The organism is Dinoroseobacter sp. S375 (genome assembly GCF_049800775.1).
Lineage (GTDB): Bacteria > Pseudomonadota > Alphaproteobacteria > Rhodobacterales > Rhodobacteraceae > Dinoroseobacter.
The window spans coordinates 855,304-873,524 of record NZ_JBNAFR010000001.1 but is presented as its reverse complement, the minus strand read 5'-3'; the positions used below and the strand labels follow the sequence as shown (position 1 = coordinate 873,524).

General features: G+C 65.6%; 17 protein-coding genes. 4 read left to right on the top strand and 13 right to left on the bottom strand.

Translation table 11 applies throughout. The features are described 5' to 3' along the window. Positions 1-93 precede the first annotated feature (93 nt). Positions 94-1,323 carry a TRAP transporter substrate-binding protein gene (locus tag ACP150_RS04190; protein ID WP_424965289.1) on the bottom strand — a complete coding sequence of 410 codons (1,230 nt, stop codon included), beginning with the start codon at positions 1,321-1,323 and terminating at the stop codon, positions 94-96. Positions 1,324-1,434: 111 nt separating this feature from the next. Between ACP150_RS04190 and ACP150_RS04185 the strand changes: the two genes are divergently transcribed. Next, on the top strand, positions 1,435-3,030 hold the full coding sequence (locus ACP150_RS04185) for a GMC family oxidoreductase (protein WP_424965288.1): 1,596 nt from the start codon (positions 1,435-1,437) through the stop codon (positions 3,028-3,030). An 18-nt stretch (positions 3,031-3,048) separates the two neighbouring features. Here ACP150_RS04185 and ACP150_RS04180 read toward each other — a convergent pair whose 3' ends face one another. Then, entirely contained in the window at positions 3,049-4,122 is a 1,074-nt protein-coding gene (locus tag ACP150_RS04180) for a D-cysteine desulfhydrase (RefSeq protein ID WP_424965287.1), read from the bottom strand. 112 nt (positions 4,123-4,234) lie between these two features. On the opposite strand from ACP150_RS04180, the gene ACP150_RS04175 reads away from it, so the two are divergent. Next, positions 4,235-5,143 carry a LysR family transcriptional regulator gene (locus tag ACP150_RS04175; protein WP_424965286.1) on the top strand — a complete coding sequence of 303 codons (909 nt, stop codon included), beginning with the start codon at positions 4,235-4,237 and terminating at the stop codon, positions 5,141-5,143. Here ACP150_RS04175 and ACP150_RS04170 read toward each other — a convergent pair. The 4 genes from ACP150_RS04170 to ACP150_RS04155 form a co-directional block, all read right to left on the bottom strand. Beyond that, complete coding sequence (locus tag ACP150_RS04170) at positions 5,140-5,865, bottom strand: alpha/beta fold hydrolase (RefSeq protein WP_424965285.1); 726 nt, start codon at positions 5,863-5,865, stop codon at positions 5,140-5,142. The genes ACP150_RS04175 and ACP150_RS04170 overlap by 4 nt on opposite strands. Continuing rightward, positions 5,862-7,403: an ABC transporter permease gene (locus ACP150_RS04165; RefSeq protein WP_424965284.1), complete on the bottom strand. Its 1,542-nt coding sequence runs from the start codon at positions 7,401-7,403 to the stop codon at positions 5,862-5,864. The genes ACP150_RS04170 and ACP150_RS04165 overlap by 4 nt, the downstream gene beginning before the upstream one ends. After that, entirely contained in the window at positions 7,400-8,455 is a 1,056-nt protein-coding gene (locus tag ACP150_RS04160) for a quaternary amine ABC transporter ATP-binding protein (protein ID WP_424965283.1), read from the bottom strand. The genes ACP150_RS04165 and ACP150_RS04160 overlap by 4 nt, the downstream gene beginning before the upstream one ends. A 76-nt stretch (positions 8,456-8,531) precedes the next feature. Beyond that, entirely contained in the window at positions 8,532-9,497 is a 966-nt protein-coding gene (locus tag ACP150_RS04155; RefSeq protein ID WP_424965282.1) for a glycine betaine ABC transporter substrate-binding protein, read from the bottom strand. 331 nt (positions 9,498-9,828) lie between these two features. Between ACP150_RS04155 and ACP150_RS04150 the strand changes: the two genes are divergently transcribed. Further along, positions 9,829-10,713 carry a LysR family transcriptional regulator gene (locus tag ACP150_RS04150; RefSeq protein ID WP_424965281.1) on the top strand — a complete coding sequence of 295 codons (885 nt, stop codon included), beginning with the start codon at positions 9,829-9,831 and terminating at the stop codon, positions 10,711-10,713. Positions 10,714-10,717: 4 nt separating this feature from the next. On the opposite strand, the gene ACP150_RS04145 is transcribed toward ACP150_RS04150, so the two are convergent. From ACP150_RS04145 to ACP150_RS04125, 5 genes are all read right to left on the bottom strand, one after another. Further along, positions 10,718-11,692 (bottom strand): NAD(P)-dependent alcohol dehydrogenase, encoded by a 975-nt coding sequence (locus ACP150_RS04145; RefSeq protein WP_424965280.1) that lies wholly within the window; start codon positions 11,690-11,692, stop codon positions 10,718-10,720. Positions 11,693-11,859: 167 nt separating this feature from the next. Continuing rightward, complete coding sequence (locus ACP150_RS04140; RefSeq protein WP_424965279.1) at positions 11,860-12,357, bottom strand: DUF1772 domain-containing protein; 498 nt, start codon at positions 12,355-12,357, stop codon at positions 11,860-11,862. A 22-nt stretch (positions 12,358-12,379) separates the two neighbouring features. Beyond that, on the bottom strand, positions 12,380-13,207 hold the full coding sequence (locus tag ACP150_RS04135; protein ID WP_424965278.1) for an NmrA family transcriptional regulator: 828 nt from the start codon (positions 13,205-13,207) through the stop codon (positions 12,380-12,382). Between the two features lie 95 nt (positions 13,208-13,302). After that, entirely contained in the window at positions 13,303-14,307 is a 1,005-nt protein-coding gene (locus tag ACP150_RS04130; RefSeq protein ID WP_424965277.1) for an AraC family transcriptional regulator, read from the bottom strand. Positions 14,308-14,317: 10 nt separating this feature from the next. Then, positions 14,318-15,181 carry a LysR family transcriptional regulator gene (locus tag ACP150_RS04125; protein ID WP_424965276.1) on the bottom strand — a complete coding sequence of 288 codons (864 nt, stop codon included), beginning with the start codon at positions 15,179-15,181 and terminating at the stop codon, positions 14,318-14,320. A 75-nt stretch (positions 15,182-15,256) separates the two neighbouring features. Here ACP150_RS04125 and ACP150_RS04120 point away from each other — a divergent pair, with 75 nt between their 5' ends. Beyond that, complete coding sequence (locus tag ACP150_RS04120; protein ID WP_424965275.1) at positions 15,257-16,000, top strand: sulfite exporter TauE/SafE family protein; 744 nt, start codon at positions 15,257-15,259, stop codon at positions 15,998-16,000. On the opposite strand, the gene ACP150_RS04115 is transcribed toward ACP150_RS04120, so the two are convergent. Both ACP150_RS04115 and ACP150_RS04110 read right to left on the bottom strand, forming a co-directional pair. Next, on the bottom strand, positions 15,997-17,271 hold the full coding sequence (locus ACP150_RS04115) for an FGGY-family carbohydrate kinase (protein WP_424965274.1): 1,275 nt from the start codon (positions 17,269-17,271) through the stop codon (positions 15,997-15,999). The genes ACP150_RS04120 and ACP150_RS04115 overlap by 4 nt on opposite strands. Further along, positions 17,268-18,221: a class II aldolase/adducin family protein gene (locus ACP150_RS04110; RefSeq protein ID WP_424965273.1), complete on the bottom strand. Its 954-nt coding sequence runs from the start codon at positions 18,219-18,221 to the stop codon at positions 17,268-17,270. Before ACP150_RS04110 ends, ACP150_RS04115 begins: the two co-directional genes overlap by 4 nt.

Here is an 18,221-nt window from a genome sequence, read left to right as displayed (position 1 = left end):
TTTGCTCCCCCCGGCGGTTTTTCCGGGGTCTTTTGGCGGGGTGGGCGCCGCCCCCCGCCCGGGGCCCCGCCACCGTAGTCTAGGGCGTGAGCCTCAGCCTTTCCACCAGCGGCGGGGCTCGACATTCTCAGCGAGGGTGTGCGGGTTGTTGCGCACCTCGTTGTAGATGTCCTGGTAGGTGTCGATGCCACCGGCCCAGTTGTTGATCCGCTCGCGCCACTGCTCCCAGAGCTGCGGCTGGAACTCGGGCGAGCACATCTCTTCGGCCTTGCGGACCTCCGCGTCGGACAGCTTGGCCACCCGCACGTTGTTCTCGGCAAAGATCGTGCCCGGCATGGGCGGATCGGTGAAGCCCACGGTGTTCACAAGCGCCGCCTCGTTGGCCGCCTGCACGTGGACCTGCGTGAGATACGAGGATTCCATCACCGCATCCTGCAACTCGCCGCTCAGACCGTCGAACGCCTTGGAGGTGATGGCCGTATGCTCGGTTCCGCAGAAGAAGCGCAGATCCACACACTGGCTGACCACCGGGGACATGTTGGCATAGGCCACAGCCGAGGCCCATGTCTCGGCGCCGTCGATCAGGCCCTGCTTGAGCCCGTCGAGGGTCTCTTCCCACGCCACCGGAACCGGATTCAGGCCGAGCGCCTGCATGGCGATCCGGCCCAGCTGCGTGCCCGTCACCCGGTTCTTGGTGCCGTTCAACTGGTCGATGCTGGTGACGGTTTCCTTGTCCTGCCAGCTGAGACCCAGCTGGATCCCGCGCAGTTCTGCGTGGGTGAACAGGAACTTCAGGCCATGCCGCTTTTCGAACGGGTCGCGCAGGATCCGCTGCGATTCGGGCGAGTACATGAAGTAGTACTGGTCCGCCCGCGAACGGAACATATAGGCATAGTCCAGCACGTTCAGGTAAGGCGCACCGCCGGCCGAGTTCTGGGTCGAGGCAGCATAGAGATCGATGATCCCCTGCTGGGCCTTCTCCACGCAGGAGAGCTGACCGCAGATCTGGTTGTTCCCGATGAATTCGATGCGAATCTCACCATCGGTGCGCTCTTCGAGGTCGCGGGCAAATTCGAGGCAGCCCGCACGCTCGATCAGCAGGTTTTGCGGGTTGAATCCGGCTGCGCCGAACTTCAACGTGTGCTTGGCTTCCTTGGCGAAGCGCTTGTTATAGGTAGACTCAGCGGCCTTCGCGAGATTGCCAGCGGTCATGGCCCCACCAAAGGCGCCCGCCGCGAGCAGGGTCGAACTCATCCCGTAAGTCCCTGCGATTCTAAAGAAATCCCGACGTGAGACTCCTTTGATCCGATCGTAAACTCCCATTGCTTTCCTCCCGTTTTGCAGCTTTTTGAGACTTTTTGTTTCAAAAAATGCTAGTTTAGTAATCGCAATTTGCATAGAGTTTTTTTCACGGACGACGGGAGGGGACGTGAAATGGAGGTGGATTATGCGATTGTGGGGGCGGGCTCTTCGGGCTGTGTGCTGGCCAATCGGCTCAGTGCGGACCCTAAGAACAGGGTCGCAATTCTCGAGGCTGGCGGGCCCGATACGAACCCCTGGATCCACATCCCCGTTGGCTATTTCAAGACGATGCACAATCCGAGCGTGGACTGGTGTTATCGCACGGAACCGGATCCCGGTCTGAACGGACGCGCCATCGACTGGCCGCGGGGCAAGGTGCTCGGCGGCTCTTCATCGCTCAACGGTCTGCTCTATGTGCGCGGCCAGAAAGAGGATTACGAGCGCTGGCGTCAGATGGGCAATACGGGCTGGGGCTGGGACGATGTCCTGCCGCTCTTCCGGCGCAGCGAGGATCAGGAGCGCGGCGAGGACGCCTATCACGGCACAGGCGGTCCGCTCTCGGTGTCGAACATGCGGATCCAGCGCCCGATCTGCGACGCCTGGGTCGCGGCCGCGCAAGAGGCAGGCTACCCGTTCAACCCCGACTATAACGGCGCGACGCAAGAAGGCGTCGGTTATTTCCAACTGACCACGCGGGATGGGCGGCGCTGCAGCTCGGCGGTGGCCTATCTCAAGCCTGCCAAGAAGCGTGAGAACCTCAACATCATCACCAACGCTCTGGTCACGCGCATTGTGCTCGACGGCAAGAAGGCGACCGGACTGCGCTATCGCGACAAGTCCGGGACCGAGCAGACCCTGACCGTCAAGCGCGAGATCATCCTCAGCGGCGGGGCGATCAACTCGCCGCAGATCCTGATGCTGTCGGGGATCGGCGATCCGGATCACCTCAAGGAGAACGGGATCGAGCCTGTGCATAGCCTGCCGGGTGTCGGGCAGGGGTTGCAGGATCACCTGCAGGCGCGGCTGGTCTACAAATGCAATGAACCGACCCTGAATGATGAGGTCCGCAGCCCTTTCAATCAGGCGCGGATCGCCCTGAAATACGCGATGTTCCGCGCCGGTCCGATGACCATGGCGGCCAGCCTCGCCACCGGGTTTCTCAAGACGCGCCCCGAGGTCGAAACGCCGGACATCCAGTTCCACGTGCAGCCCTGGTCCGCGGACAGCCCCGGCGAGGGGGTGCACCCTTTCTCGGCCTTCACCATGTCCGTCTGCCAGCTGCGCCCCGAAAGCCGGGGCAGCCTGCGCCTGAACGGGCCGGATCCGTCAAGCTATGTGAAGATCCATCCGAATTACCTGTCCACCGAGACGGACTGCCAGACGATCGTTGCGGGGGTGAATGTGGCGCGCAGGATTGCGGGTCATGCGCCTCTGGCCTCCAAGATCTCGGAAGAGTTCCGGCCCACCGCCGCCCTGTCGCAAGACGATTACGACGGGACGCTGGACTGGGCGCGGTCGAACTCGGTGTCGATCTACCACCCGACGGGCACTTGCGCGATGCGTTCGGGCGAGGGCGGGGTGGTCGGGGCCGATCTGCGGGTGCACGGGATCGGTAATCTGCGCGTCGCCGATTGCTCGATCATGCCGGAAATCGTCAGCGGGAACACGAATGCTCCCGCCATCATGATCGGTGAAAAGGCCAGCGACCTTGTGCTGAGCGACGCCTGAAGGCGTCGCCCGTCCGGGTCAGCTATAGCCGTGCAGCTCGAAGGTTTCGGGGTAGCCGAAGAGCGCAGCACTGCCGCCCGTATGCAGGAAGACGACGTTGTCCAGCCCGGCGAAATACCCCTTCTTGATCTGGTCGATCAACCCGTCGAGCCCCTTGCCGGAATAGACCGGATCAAACAGCAGGCCCTCGGTCTGGGCCAGCAGCTTGACCGCCTCGATCATGCCCGCAGTGGGCAGGCCATAGCCCGGACCCACATAATCGCAATTGGCGCGCACTTGCTCCCGGTCGATCTCGAGCCCGGTGCCGAGATGGTCGGCGGTCTTGCAGGCGAGGTCATAGACCATCTGCTCCTGCTTTTCCTGAGGGGCGCGTACGCCGATCCCCAAGAGATGGATATCGCTCTGGAGCGCGGCGAGCCCGGTGACCAGTCCGGCCTGCGTGCCCGAGCTGCCCGTGGCATGCACCAGCGCATCGATCGACAGGCCGATCTCGGCGGCCTGATCCGCGATCTCGCGCACGCAATTCACATAGCCGAGCGCGCCGATCTGGTTCGACCCGCCCCCGGGGATAATGTAGGGCGTCTTGCCCTCGGCTCGCAGGGTCTCGGCCAGCGTTTCCATCTCGGCATTCATGTCCGCACCGCCCGCGCGCTTGGAGACGGTCGCCCCATGCAGCCGGTCCAGCAGGACGTTGCCGTTCAGGATATAGGCGGGGTCGTTCGAGCCGGTCCGATCTTCCAGCAGGATGTGGCAGGTCAGGCCCAGCTTGGCCGAGGCGGCGGCCGTCTGGCGGGCGTGGTTCGACTGGGTCGCGCCCTGGGTGATGATCGTGTCCGCCCCCTTCGCTTGGGCATCCGCCATCAGGTATTCCAGTTTGCGGGTCTTGTTGCCACCCGAGGAGAGACCGGTGCAATCATCGCGCTTCACCCACAGCCGCGGTCCGCCCAGAAGCTCGCTCAGCCGGTCCATCGGCTCCAACGCCGTGGGCAGGTGGCCGAAGCGGATGCGCGGGAAAGTGGCGAGGGTCGTGGCCAGCTCCTTGCGCAGGGTTTCCTGAAAATCCGTGTCCTCTTGGGGCGTCGCTGTGGTCATGATCTCTGCCTTTTGGGTCTTTTCAGGCCAAGCATACATATGGCTGGCGCGGTTTAAGAGTGCTATCTTCGCAGTCCAGGCAAAGGGATTGTATGAGCGGAGGCAGGTCAGAATGGATATGCAATGGCTCGAGGATGTGCTCATCCTGCTGGAGGAGGGCAATATGAGCCGCGCCGCCGCGCGTCGCAACATCACCCAGCCCGCCTTTTCGCGCCGCATCCGCAGTTTCGAGACATGGCTCGGGACCGAGATCCTCGCCCGGGGCTCCAATCATATCGAGATCGACCCGGCCCTGCTCGCCAATGAAGACGAAATCCGCGCCCTGATCGAGCGGATCCGCGAGCTCAAAAGCCGCATCGCGCGCTACGACCCGGCCGGCAGCGTGGTCGAGATGGCAGCGCAGCATGCGCTGATCTCCTCGGTGTTTCCCGATATCGCGCTCCATGCCCGGCAGGTCCTGCCCGCGCTCCGGGTGCGTCTGCGCCCCGGCAACCGGAGCGAATGCGTGTCCATGTTCCTGCGCGGGGATACGGGGATGCTGCTGGCCCATGAAACGGATCTGACCGGCTCGATGCCCTTCGATACCTCGGTCCGGCGTGAGGTCTGGGGGCGCGACCAGCTGATCCCGGTGGTGGGCGGACAGATCCGGCACCGCCTGCGCGCGGACGGGACCGTGCCCGAGGATACCCCGGCGATTGTCTATCCGGCGCAAAGCTCCTTCGGGCAGGCGCTGAGTGCGGCGCGCTGCGCCTTTGGGACGGTCGAGCACGCCCGCCACCCGGTCTGCGAGACGGCGTTCTCCAACGGGATCCATGAGATGGTGCGCCGGGGGCTCGGGGTCGGCTGGCTGCCCCATGCCATGTGCGTTGCCGATCTGGAGGCCGGGCGGCTTCGGGCGCTGGGCCCGGGCTATGGCCAGATCGGGTTGCAGATTACGCTCTATGCAAGGCGCGAGGATCGCAGTGCCGAACTGCTGCTGGATCAGCTCGTATCCCCACCGCGTCCGCGTCGCGAAGTTTAGGAGGCACGCAGGAAGTCGCCGAGGATCTCGTTAAAGAGATGCGGTTTCTCCAGATGGGCGGCATGGGCGCAATCGGGGATCACGGCGAGGCTGGCCCCGTCGATGGACTGCCAGAGGCGCTCGGTCTGGCTCCAGGGGTAGGTGCGATCATGGTCACCCCAGATCACCAGCGTCCGGGCGTGGATGTCGGCCAGCGCGTCCTCGCCGCTCCAGTCCCGCATGGCGTCGAGCCCGGCGACGATGGATTGCAGGCTGGCGCGCTCGGCAATCGCGGCGCAGGCCTCGTAAGCCGGGCTCGCTTCGCGCTGCAGGAACCAGGTGGCCGAGATCCGGCGCGCCGTGTCCCGGGGGCCTTCTTCGCGCGCGCGCTGCTTGGAGGTGTCGATGGGCTCGAACCGTCCGGGCAACATGCCCTTCGCCCCGGTCCCGTAGAGGACCAGCCGGTCGATCCGCTCGGGTGCCTGGGCGACCATTTCCTGGGCGATCATGCCGCCCATGGAATGCCCCATCAGGTGGAACCGATCGACCCCATCCGCGTGCAACCGCGCCAGCACCCAGCGGGCAAATCCCGCGATCTGACAGGGAGCCTCCAGATGCGCACTCGCCCCGAAGCCCGGCAGATCAACGGCATGTACCCCCCGTTCGGGACCCAGCGCCGCGCGCTGGGCCTGCCATTGTGCGCTGCCGCCCATGAAGCCATGGACACAGACGAGTGGCGTCATTTACGTCCGCCCTGCACAATCCGGTCGAGGATCATGGCGCAGAAGAGGATCGAGAAGCCCGCGAGGATCCCCTGACCCACATTCGCGTATTGTAGCGCCTCGAGCACATCCTCGCCCAGACCCTTGGCCCCGATCAGCGAGGCCACCACGACCATCGCCAGCGAGAGCATGATCGTCTGGTTGATGCCCGCGCGGATCGAGGGGCTGGCGAGGGGCAGATCGACCTTGGTTAGCAGGTACCACTTGTTGGCGCCGAAACTGATCGCGGCCTCTCGCACGCTCTCGGGGACACCGCGCAGGCCGAGCACCGTCAGGCGCACCACGGGCGTGCCGCCGAAGATCATCGTCACGATGACCGCCGCCGGTTTGCCCACGCCGAAGAAGGCGATGACGGGCACCATGAAGACGAAGGCAGGCATGGTCTGCATGAAGTCCATGATCGGCTGGATGACCGCATAGAACCGGGGGCGTCGCGCCGCGAACATGCCCAGCGGGATGCCGATCACGATCGAGAGGCACGCCGCCGTGCCCAGAAGCGCGAGCGTGGTCATCGCGGCTTCCCAAAAGCCCAGAAGCCCCATGTAGAGCAGGAAGGCGCTGGAATAGATCGCCGTGCGCAATCCCGCCGTCAGCCAGGTCAGCAGGATGATCAGGCTTGCGATCACGATCCACGGGGTTTGCACCAAGATCACCTCGAGCGCGTCGAGAAGGGCGCGGATGCCAAAGGTCAGGCCGTCAAAGAAGGCCTCCGTGTTGCGCACCGTCCAGGCGATGAAATCCTCCACCCAGGCGATCCCCGTGAGCCGGATGTCGGGGTCCGTCGGGAAGGTGCTGAGAATGTTGAACCGCCCCGGAAAGCTGTAATGGACCATGGCCGTGGCGACGATGAGCCCCATGAAGATCGCACTCAGCACGATATGCTGCACCGGCAGGCCGGACCGGACGCTGCGATCGCTCAGCCATTCCGAGAACCGCGCCTCAAGCGCGGTGTTGGCCATGAGGGCCTGCGCGACCTTGGCCAGGATGAGGATGACAAGTCCGGTGAGCGCGATGCTCGGCCCCTCTGCGGCCATGGCCTCGGCCTCGGCGCGGATACCGCCGATATTGGCCTCAAGGGATTCCACCGTGCGGCGGAACGCATCCACCCGGTCCGATCCGCTCTCGATGGCGGCGGCAAGCTGTTGGCGGCGCAACTCCAGCGTGCCCTCGATGGAGGCGATACGCGCCATGGCATCCGCCGCGAGATCCCCGAAGAGACCGCGCGCGATCTGCACCAAGGCGAGGGTTTCGATGATCAGGAAGACCAGCGCCCAGTTCCACAGCCCCCGCGCGCCGAACCAGACGGGCCCGAACAGGCCCGCATTCACGTTGACCGTGGGCACGAACTTGGACGAGGCCCCGATCTTGTCGAACATCTCGGTATAATAGTCGGGGTTGGTGCGGACGAAGGTGGCGATATTCGCCTTGCGCTCGGCGGCATAGGCCAGCGCGGCTTCGGATTCCGTGTCTTCGAGCGGATTGATATCGCTGTCTTTCATGATACTTCGGTCCCCTCGATCACGGTACGCAGCAGATCCGAGCGGGTGATGATGCCCGTATCCTTGCCCTTGTCCTGCACGACGATCGGGTGATCGTCGTCAATGGCAAGATTGATCAGCGTGCTGAGATTTTCGGCCTCATCGACCCGCGGCGCGTCTGCCGAAAGCGGGCCATGGGTTGCGACATGGGTCTCCAGCGGCTGCATGACCGCATGGGCATGCACCACTTTGAGCCGCGAGATCCCGGCGACGAAATCGGCCACATAGTCATCGGCCGGGTGCATCACGATATCCTCGGCGGTGCCCATCTGGACCATCTTGCCGTCGCGCATGATTGCGATCCGGTCGCCGATCCGCACGGCCTCGTCCAGGTCATGGGTGATGAAGATCGTGGTTTTCTTGAGGATCTTCGACAGGCGGATGAACTCATCCTGCAATTGGCGCCGGATCAGCGGGTCAAGCGCCGAGAAGGGCTCGTCCATCAGCAACACGTCCGGGTTTGCGGCCAGCGCCCGGGCAAGGCCCACCCGCTGCTGCATCCCACCCGAGAGCTCATGGGCGAATTTTGCCCCCCAGGCGCCAAGCTCCACGATGTCGAGGATGGCGGCGGCCTGGCGCATGCGCTCATTCTTGGGAACCTTGCGGATCTCCAGGGGCATGGCGACATTGTCGAGCACCGAGCGGTGGGGCATCAGTGCGAAATTCTGGAAGACCATCCCGATCTTCTGGTTGCGGAACCGTTGCAGCTCGGCCGGGCCAAGGGCCATCACGTCCGTGCCCTCGATCTCGATCTTGCCCGCTGTGGGCTCGAGCAGGCGGTTGAAATGGCGCACGAGCGTGGATTTCCCACTGCCCGACAGGCCCATGATGCAGAAAATCTCGCCGCGATTGACGGATAGGCTCACATCGGCGACGCCGACCACGGCGTTGAACTCCGCCAGCACTTCGGCCTTGCCGATCCCGCGATCGCGAATGGCGGCCAGGGCGGCCTGGGCATTGGCACCGAAGATCTTCCAGACATTGGAGATTTCGATGACGGTCTCATCGGTCATGGCGCTCGTTTCCTGCTGGGGGCTCCGGGAAACGGCACCGGGATCCCGGTGCCGTTGAGAGTGTCGAGAGCTCGGATCAGAGGCCGAGCCAACCGTCCACGCGGTCGGAATTGGCGTTCACCCAGGCTTCGGCCACATCGGCCGGGTTCTTGCCATTGGCGCTGATCTCGAAGGCCAGTTGGCTCACGTCATCGGCGGTCAGCTGGAAGTTGGTGAAGAACTCGGCGATGGCCGGCGAGCGGTCCACGAGGGAGTTCGACCAAGCGATCTGCACGTCCTTCAGCGCGTCCTTGGTGGCGACCATGGACTTTTCGAACCAATCCGCGTCGTCCGAGGGCTGAACCATCACGTATTTTTCCGGATCAAAGGTCGGCTCGGTCAGCATCTTGACGTCGAACATGAACCAGACCGCGTGGGGCTTGTAGCAGTAGAAGGCATAGCCTTCGCCCTTGGCGATGGAATCCTTGATGCGTGCCGTCTTGACGCTTTCCTCGGCCCGGATCGGCTCGATGAAGTCCATCAGGCCGTAATCGCGGGTCTTCACCTCGTTCACATTGGCCGAGGCCCAGCCCGGTGCGCCGATCCACATCTCGCCCAGCCCGTTGCCGTCGCTGTCCATCAGGGCAGCCACATCCGGGCGGCCCAGATCGGCGATATCGGTGATGTCATTGGCCTCGCCAAAGTCCTGGGTCACGCAGAAGCCCTGATTGCCCTGATAGGGGTTCGAGGACAGGGTCACGGTGCCCGCGTCATCCACGTATTTCTTGGTGAAGCTTTCCTGGTTCGGCAGCCAGACATCCGGGTGCACGTCGATATCGCCTTTGCCCTGGTCCATGGCCTGGAAAATCGTGGCGTTGTTGCCGGGCACATATTCGACCTGACCGCCGATCCGCGATTCCACGACCTCGCCGAGCACATAGGCAATGGCCTGGGCACCGGTCCAGGACGGCACGCCGATCTTGACCTCTTCGGCGGCGAAGGCGGGCAGGGCCAGCACACTCAGTGCGGTTGCTATACCCAGCGATTTCAATTTCAGATCCATAGTCGTCTCCTGTGTTGGGGGCCGTCGGTGGCACCGACGGGGGTGTTATCTTGGCGTGGCCGCAGCGCGTCTCGGGTTGAGCCGGCTGCGGTGGTCGGATGTCCCTTCGAGGGGACTTGTTCGTGAGTGGACCGGGCCAAGCATTTGGGACCGCATCGGCGCCCGATGCATCCGGGATGAAGTGATTTCGGCCTGAGCGGGGTGTCTCTTCATGGCAAAACACTAGAGCGGGGGTTTTGCCCGGCGCAAATTCGAACTATTCATTAAACTATTCCAGTTTTGCATAGTTTGATGCGATTTTCGGGAAAGCCTCTGAAAACATGGGGAAAACATGGATCTCAATTGGTTGCGAGATTTCGAGTGTCTAGCCCGCACGCAGAACTTTACGCGGGCAGCTGATGAAAGAAGCATCACTCAATCGGCCTTTAGCCGAAGAATTAAGGCGTTGGAGAGCTGGGTCGGCTTACCTTTGGTCAATCGCGCGACATACCCGGTGGAACTGACCGAATCCGGGCATTCCTTCCTTCCGGTGGCCGTGGCGGCGGTCTCGCGGCTGTCAGAGGCGCGCCAATCCCTGCGCGATGCGGATCAGGGCGAGAACCGGTTCGTGCGCCTTTCGGTCCTGCCCACGATCTCGATCCATGTGCTCGCCGACCGGCTCGATGCGATGCAGCGGGATCTGCCCGACCTGCGCACGCGGGTCATTTCCGAAAGCCTGAACACCTGCTGCGAACTGCTCGTCGAGAGCGCGGTGGACATCATGCTGTGCTACAGCCACCCCTCGGTCTCGCTCGAGATCGACGAGGCGCGGTTTGCCCGCAAGGACCTGATGGTCGAGCGCCTGATCCCGGTCGCCCTGCGCAGCCAGGTGGTTGAACATGGCTGGGATCTGGATCAGCCCGGGTCCGAGCGGCTGCCCTATCTCGCCTATGAGCGGTCGAGTTTTCTGGGCATGGTGGTCGAGGCCACGGCGGGGGGGAAGCCGCTGGTCGCCAAGACCCTTTATGTGGACGGGCTGGTCGAGGCGATCAAACGTCGGCTGATGGCGGGATGCGGCTTCGCCTGGATGCCGGAAAGCGCGATTGCGCGCGAGCTTGAGACCGGGCAGGTCGTGCCCATCGGCGGCCCGGCCTGGGTCGCCAAGCTGACCGTGGCGGCCTTTGCCAGTCAGGTCCCGTTCGACCAGCCAGCGCAGGAAGTCTGGCGCCTGCTCTGAGCGCTCAGACCCCGGGCATGGTCAGGATGACCGAGCCTTGCCTGTGGCGCGTTTCCACCAGGGCATGGGCCGCGCGGGCTTCGGCCAGCGGAAACCGGGTGTGGATCACGGGACGCAGTTTGCCCGCCTCGACCAGCGCGGTCAGCCGGACCAGATCCTCGGCGCGGTCCGGGTTGACCTCCAGCCGGATCTTGCGGTCGCGCAGCGGGTTCTTCAGGGCCGCGCCGATCTCGGGCATCCCGAAGTTCAGCGGCAGGAACAGACCGCCCGGCTTCAGCAGTCCGAAGGCCTCGGCCGGGCGGGCCGCGCCCACCGTGTCAAAGACCAGATCATACGCCCCGGGCATATCCGCGAGAGCTGTGTCGCGGTAGTTCACCACGCGATCCGCACCGAGCCCTGTGACGAAGCTCTGGCTGTCCGGGCCGCTGACCCCGGTCACCTCGGCCCCCAGTGCCTTGGCGATCTGCACCGCATAGCTGCCCACCCCGCCCGAGGCGCCCAGGATCAGCACATGCTGACCCTCGGAGAGCTGTGCGAAGTCCTGCAGGAAGACGAGGGCACAGAGCCCGCCAAAGGGCAGGGCGGCCGCCTCGTCGAACCCGAGCGCTTGTGGCATGGGGGCAAGGGCGCTGTCCTCGGCCACGGCGATGACCTCGGCGCTGGCCCCGCCATTGGGTTGCATCCCATAGACCCGGTCGCCCGGGGAAAATCGCGTGACCTGAGCTCCGACGGCCTCGACGATCCCGGCGAATTCCGAGCCAAGGCGTGTGTTGCGTGGCCGGGTCAGGCCGAACATCAGCCGACCGGGGATCGCCATGATGCCCGGAAAGGCCGCAGCACGCAGCCGCCAATCGGCGGTGTTAACTGCGCTGGCATGCACCCGGATCAGCACCTCGCCCGGCCCGGCCTCGGGGCGCGGCAGATCCGAGATCTCCACCACATCGGGGGCGCCATAGCGGGTATAGGTCAGGGCTTTCATCGCGGGTGTCCTTGCGTCATCAAAATCGTCCCGGTGATGGCGGACGGCGGATTGCAGGTAAAGTGGGCCGGGTTTGTGACGCTGGGTCAGTCCGACCCGCTATGCACGCTGTGCATGCAAAAGCGGCCGGGCGTAGGGCCCGGCCGCCATGTGCGTCGCGACAGGGATCAGGCGATCGGGGGTTGCACCGTCGCCCAGACCCCCAGCAACAAGAGTGCCGCCGAGATCGTGCAGGCCCCGGCCCGCACAGAGTTCCAGAAGGTCCAGCGCGGCAGGTAGGTGGCCGTCCAGAACCGCTCGGTCTCGGGCGCGCCTTCGGTCAGGTCCGCCAGCGCGTTGTTCAGGGGAACGTTGCGCAGCACGGTGACCCCGAACACGCCGACCAGATAGACCAGCCCGGCCATGGCGATCAGCAGCCCGCCAGAGCCGCCCACGGTCAGCAGGGCATAGAGGGCCATGACCAGTGACAGCGGCGCGAGGCCGAGAAACAGCCCCATGAAGACCCAGCGAAACACCTCGCGATTGATCACCTGCATGGTGCCCGCCCCGGCCCCGGACAGGGCGAGGGAGCGCATGATGAAATCCGAGAAGGCGAGGAAGACACCGCCCACAAGGGCATAGGCGAGGATGGCGATCTGCATCAGAAAGAGGATGAGAAGGGACATGTCGGGTACTCCTGTCTTCGGCTCAGGCGGCTTGCGCCCAGGCTCCGGCCTGCGCGGCCTTGAGGGCGAAATCCGCGAAGTCGCGCGGCGGGCGTCCCAGCGCCTGCGCCACGCCATCGGTCACGCGTGCATTGCGCCCGTCCAATGTCTCGCGCGCGATGGCGGTAAAGACATCGGCCACGAAGGCCCCGCCGGTTTCGGCAATCGCCGCATGAAAATCCTCAAAGCTGATGGGGATATGCTGGATCGGGCGGCCAAGGGCCTGGGCCAGCGTGTCGGCCATCTCGGCAAAGGTCAGGAGCCGCGGACCCGTCACCTCGTAGAGCTTTCCGCCATGCTGCGGCTCGGTCAGGGCTGCGACGGCCACGTCGGCAATGTCATTCACATCGATGATCGGCTCGACCACATCGCCCCCGGGCATCGGCAGCAACCCCGACAGGATCGGGTCACGCAGATAGCCTTCGGAGAAGTTCTGCGCGAACCATGCCGAGCGGATCAGGGTGAAGTCGAGACCCGAGGCGCGCACCGCCTCTTCGCCGAGGCGGGCATGGTGTTCCCCCCGTCCCGAGAGCAGGACCATCCGTCCCAGACCCGCGCTCCGGGCGGTCTCGGCGAAGGCTGCGACCTTCTCGACCGCGCCGGGGAAGGCCAGATCGGGGAAATATGTGACATAGGCGGAGTGGACTCCGTCGAGCACCGGGGCCCATGTCTCAGGCGCGTCCCAGTCAAACGGGGTTTCGGCCGAACGCGATGCGCGCCGCACAGGCAGGCCGCGGGCATCGAGTTGTGCTGCCACGCGGGAGCCGGTTTTGCCATGTGCGCCGATCACGAGGGTGGTTTGCGAAGTCATTGTCTCTCTCCTGAGGTCCGGTGTGATGACCTCTGGATAGACAGTCGCGGCGCCCCGGGTCTTGACCGGCCCTGCCAAGGGATTGACCGATCCGGTCAGCGCTCGCCGCGTTTGCGGAATTGGGCCGGGGTTTCGCCGCGCCAGCGCTTGAAGGCGCGCGTGAAGGAGCTCTGTTCCGAAAACCCGGTGAGAAAGGCGATCTCGGACAGGGAATAGCGCTCGTCCCGCAGCAGTCCTTCGGCCAGATCGCGCCGGGTTTCCTCGGTCAGGGTCTGAAAGCTCAGCCCGTCCTCGGCGAGCCGCCGGTGGAGGGAGCGGACGCTCATGCCGAGACGGCTGGCCATGTCCTCCATCCGGGGCAGACCCTCGCTGAGCGAGCGCGCGATGGCATCGCGCAGCCGGTCCTGCAGGGAGGTCGTCTGGCTGAGCGCCGAGAGCTCCTGCTCCAGATGTCCGATCAGAAAGGCCGTGATCCCCTGATCGCCCAGCCGGTTCGGGCGGGCCAGCGCCTCGGCGCTGATCAGCAGGCCATCGCGGTCCGAGCCGAACCGCACCGGGCAGCCGAAAAATGCCTCGTGATGCTGCAGGCTCTTGGGGGCCGGGTGCTGGATATGCACCTCCAGCGGGCGAAAGCTGCCCGATTGCGAGACCTCGCGCGCCAGGGCGACCGAGCTCGCCAGCGTCGCCTCGTTCGACAGACGCAGACCGAGCCGCCGCGCCCCGGCCCGGTGCAACAGGTACCAGGACCGATCCCCGTCGGGCACCAGCTCGTATTCCACGACACTGGTCCAGAGCCGGGCATAGCGCGCCACCCGCGCGTAGGAGCCTTGCAGCGTGGTCGCCGCCTTGAAGGCCAGCCCGAGCGCGCCGTATTCGTCGCAGCGCATGGACGCGCCGGTCCGCAGGGGCAGGGCGGTGATATCCATCTGCTGCGCCATCCGCTCCAACAGATCGTAATAGGCGGTATCGGCGATCTGAAGTTTGGGATCGACCGGCGCTGCGGCATCGATCCCCACCGAGGCGAGCAGGGCCGGACCGTCCACAGCCTCTCCTGCGGCGGCCACCATCTTGCGCACGAAAAGAGACGTGATGGACCCCATGGAGGCCAGACTAGCCGATGGTCGGCGCGGCGTTAAGATCCCCCAGCGCCGAGCAGAGCGCATCGCGAAGCGCTGTGGCCGGTGCGCTGCGCGCAGGGCCATAGACCGAGATTTGCACCACGCCCGGAGACGGCAGGTTCAGATCCGCGCCAAGGTCGCGGAGCGGCGACACGAGGGCGACCCTGGGCAGAAGTGTGAGCGCGGAGCCCGCCGCGAGCCGCGCACGCAGCCCGACCGGATCCGGTGCGGTGCGCAGGGCCGCCGTGATCCCGGGCTCTCGGTCCAGCGCGGCAAAGGCATGGCGGCGCAGATCCCGGGCATCCTCGAGAAAGAGCAGGGGGAGGGGCGCACCCGCCTGCCAGTTCAGCGGCGGCGCGCCGGCCCAGACCAGATCGCTGGGCAGGGTTGCCTGCCGGTTGGGGCGCGGGCCCTGATCAAGCACCAGCGCCATGTCGATCTCGCCCCGGTCCAGCAGATCCAGCACCCCATGGCTTCGTGCGGTGCGGATCGTGACCTCGGGCGCGCTGTCGCTCTGCGCGATGCGGCGCAAGGCCTGCGGCACCAGTGAGAGCGCGAAGGTCACCGTTGTCCCGAGGCGGAGCGTCGGGCGTCGCAGCGGGGGGGCATGGGTCATCTCTTCGGCCAGGGCCAGAAGACGGCGCGCCTGCACCAGAAACGCGGCGCCCTCATCGGTGACGCTGACGGGTTTGCCCCGGCCGCGGGCCACAAGCCGCCGCCCAAGGCGCGCCTCCAGCGCGGCGATATGTGCGCTGATCGCGGATTGCACCGTATGGGTCCGCTCCGCCGCGAGCGAGAAGCTGCGGGTTTCGGCCACCGCCACGAAGCTTTCCACCTGTTTCAGATCCAGAGCCATAAAATCACTAAATGCGATTTTTGTGATCCTGTAAAATCGTTTCATCTGCGGGCTCAGGGCCGATAGTCCGGAGCCATGGACCTGACTGTATATCTCCTCGCCGCCTTCGCCGTCGTTCTGACGGGCATCTCCAAGAGCGGGTTTGCCGGGGGGCTTGGCATTCTCGGGGTGCCGCTGCTGGCGCTGGTCATGCCTGCCCAAAGCGCGGTGGTTCTTCTGCTGCCGATCCTGTTGGGGATCGATCTGCTGTCGGTCTGGCGGTACCGCCGCGCTGGCCGGGCGGGGGTGATCCTTGCGCTTCTTCCCGGGGCGGCGGTCGGGATCGGGCTGGGCTTTGCCAGCCTGTCACATGTGAATGACGACCTGCTGCGGCTCGGGATCGGGCTCATGGCGCTGGGCTTTGTCGCGCGGTTTCTCTGGGCCGGGGCAGGCTCGCGCGGGCCGGGCCGCGCGCCTTGGCCGCTGGTCTTCGGGGCCAGTGCCCTCTCGGGCTTTGCGGGCTGCATCGCCCATGCGGGCGGGCCGCCGATCAAGGGAACCTTCCTGCGGATGGGCCTCGACAAGGCGGCGTTTGTCGGAACGAACGCGGTCTTCTTCCTGATGCTGAACCTGTTCAAGGGGGTGGGCTATGGCGCGCTGGGGCTGTTCTCAGCCGAAAGCCTCATGGCCTCGGCGTCGCTGCTGCCGTTTCTGCTGCTGGGCGTCGGGTTGGGCTTTGCCATGCATGACCGGGTGCCGCAGGTCCTCTTTGGCAAGATTGCCTATGGATTGCTGGCGCTGGCGGGGGTGAACCTCATTTATCTCGGGCTTGTCGGCTAGGTGCCGATCAGTCGCGCGATCCCCACGCTGGCCTCGCAATCCCCGGCATCGCGGATCTCCAGCCCGAGACAGCGCGCGCGGATCTGTGTCCAGACCGGGTTCCGCGCCCCGCCCCCAGCCGTGTAGAGCTGTGTCGGCTGCGGCCCGCCATGGGCTGCGATGGCGGCATAGCCTCGCGCCTCGATCCGCGCGATGCTGTCCAGCAGGCCATGGAGAAACACCGCATCGTCCTCCGGGCGCGGGGTCATGCGCGGGGCGAGCGCGGGGTCGTTGACCGGAAACCGCTCGCCGGGCTTGAGCAGGGGGTAGTAGTCGAGATCCGAGGGCCGGGTCGGGTCGATCCGGGCCGAGAGCGCGGTAAGTTCCTCGGGCGAGAACAGCGATGCGAGCACGCCGCCCCCGGTATTGGACGCGCCCCCCACGAGCCAGACATCGCCGACCTTATGAGAATAGAGCCCAAGCTCGGGTGCATCCACGCGCGCGGGCGAGAGGATCTTGAGCGCCAGGGTCGTGCCCAGCGAGGTCACCGCAGCGCCCGGCGCCAGAGGCGCTGCGGCGAGAAAGGCGGCGATACTGTCCGTCGTTCCGGCATGGATCACCGTGTTCGGGGACAGCCCGAGCGTGGCGGCCATCTCTGGGGCGATCTGGTCGATCCGGGCCCCGGCGGGCAGGACCTGCGGCAGCAGATCGAGGCGCAGCCCGGTCTCGGCGAACCACTCGGGCCATGCTCCGGTCTCGGGATCAAAGCCGAGCTTCAGCGTGTTGTTTTCATCGCTGATCCCACCCCGGCCCAGCAGGCGCGCGGCGATGAAATCGGCCTGATGGAGCAGATGCACGGCCCGCTGATCGGTATCCTCGCCCTGCAGGCAGAGCGCCCGGGCCAGCGCCGAGTTGGAACCTTTGGCGATATGCGGTCCCGGGCAGGCGGCGGCGATGCGCGTCGCCTCGGCCTCAAACCCCGTGGAATTATACATCAGCGCGCGGGTCACAGGGCGCAGGGCCGCATCGGTCAGGACCATCGTGCCGGAGGTGCCATCAACCCCGATCCGCCCGACTTCGCGCAGGTCTAGCCCGATCTCGGCCAGGGCGGTCGCCTGGGCCGCGAGGCAGGTGCAGGTTGCCTGCCACCATGCCTCTGCATCAATGTGGTCCGGATCCGGCTGGGGCAGATGCGCTGCACGCGCGCTGCTCAGAACGGCACCGTCGGGGGCGAGCACCGCGCTGCGGATGCCCGACGTTCCGATATCTATGCCGAGGCGCAGATCGCTCATGACCGGGCGGCCAGCGCCTGACGGTATTTCTCGGCGTCCCAGTTCAGCAGCTCGGCCTCGGCGGCGGGGCCGATCGCCTCAGGCTCCCATCCCTCGGGCAGCCGGGTCAGCACATCCGCAATGCACCGCAGCATGGCCGCCTGAGACGTGGTGGCTGCGTCCTGCAACAACGCGCCATCCGTGCCCTGCAGGCAGACAGGCTGGCCAAGCGCCGTGGGTAGGGCAGGGCCAAGGAACACCACATGGTCCGGATAATAGGACCCGCCAAGTGCCAGCGCGCGCAACCGGGGGTCGCTTGCAAGCACGGTCGCGGCTGCCTCCCACTGATATCCCTCCGGGGCCGCTGCGGCGGGGGCCGGGACAGGCGGGGCCAGCACGGGCATGGCGAGCCGGGTTTCGACCTCGGCAATCAGGTCCGAGACCTCCTTCACCGTCGCACCGGCACATACCAGCCCGTGGTTCTCGAGGATGATCACCTGCGTCTCGGGCGTCAGGCGCTTCGCAATTGCGCCGGTCAGGGGCACGCCGGGCTTGTGGTAGGGCACGAAGATCACCGGCAGGCCCGCCAGCTTCTCGGCCGCGATACGCCGCCCCTCGGGGGAGATCGCGTGGACCAGTGTCGCCACCGAATGGGTATGGGCGACCACGGCCCAATCGACTAGCGCATGGAAGGTTGTCTCGATCGACGGGCGCAGCGTGTTCTCTGGGTCGAGAACGGTGGCCTTGCAGGTCCCGTCCCCCGCGCCAAACGCCTCCGCCTTGGCCTTCTCGGGGTCCACGGCAACGAAGATCGGTGCATCGAGGGCATTGGCAAGCTCAGTCCCCGAGGCCTTGATCCACATCACCCCGTCGCCCTTGATCGAGGTGTTGCCGCCGGGGCCTTGCACCTGCAGCGGGTCGGAGCCGAGCCGGGCGCTAAGGGCCTGAAAATCATGGCTGAGGAGGGTCAT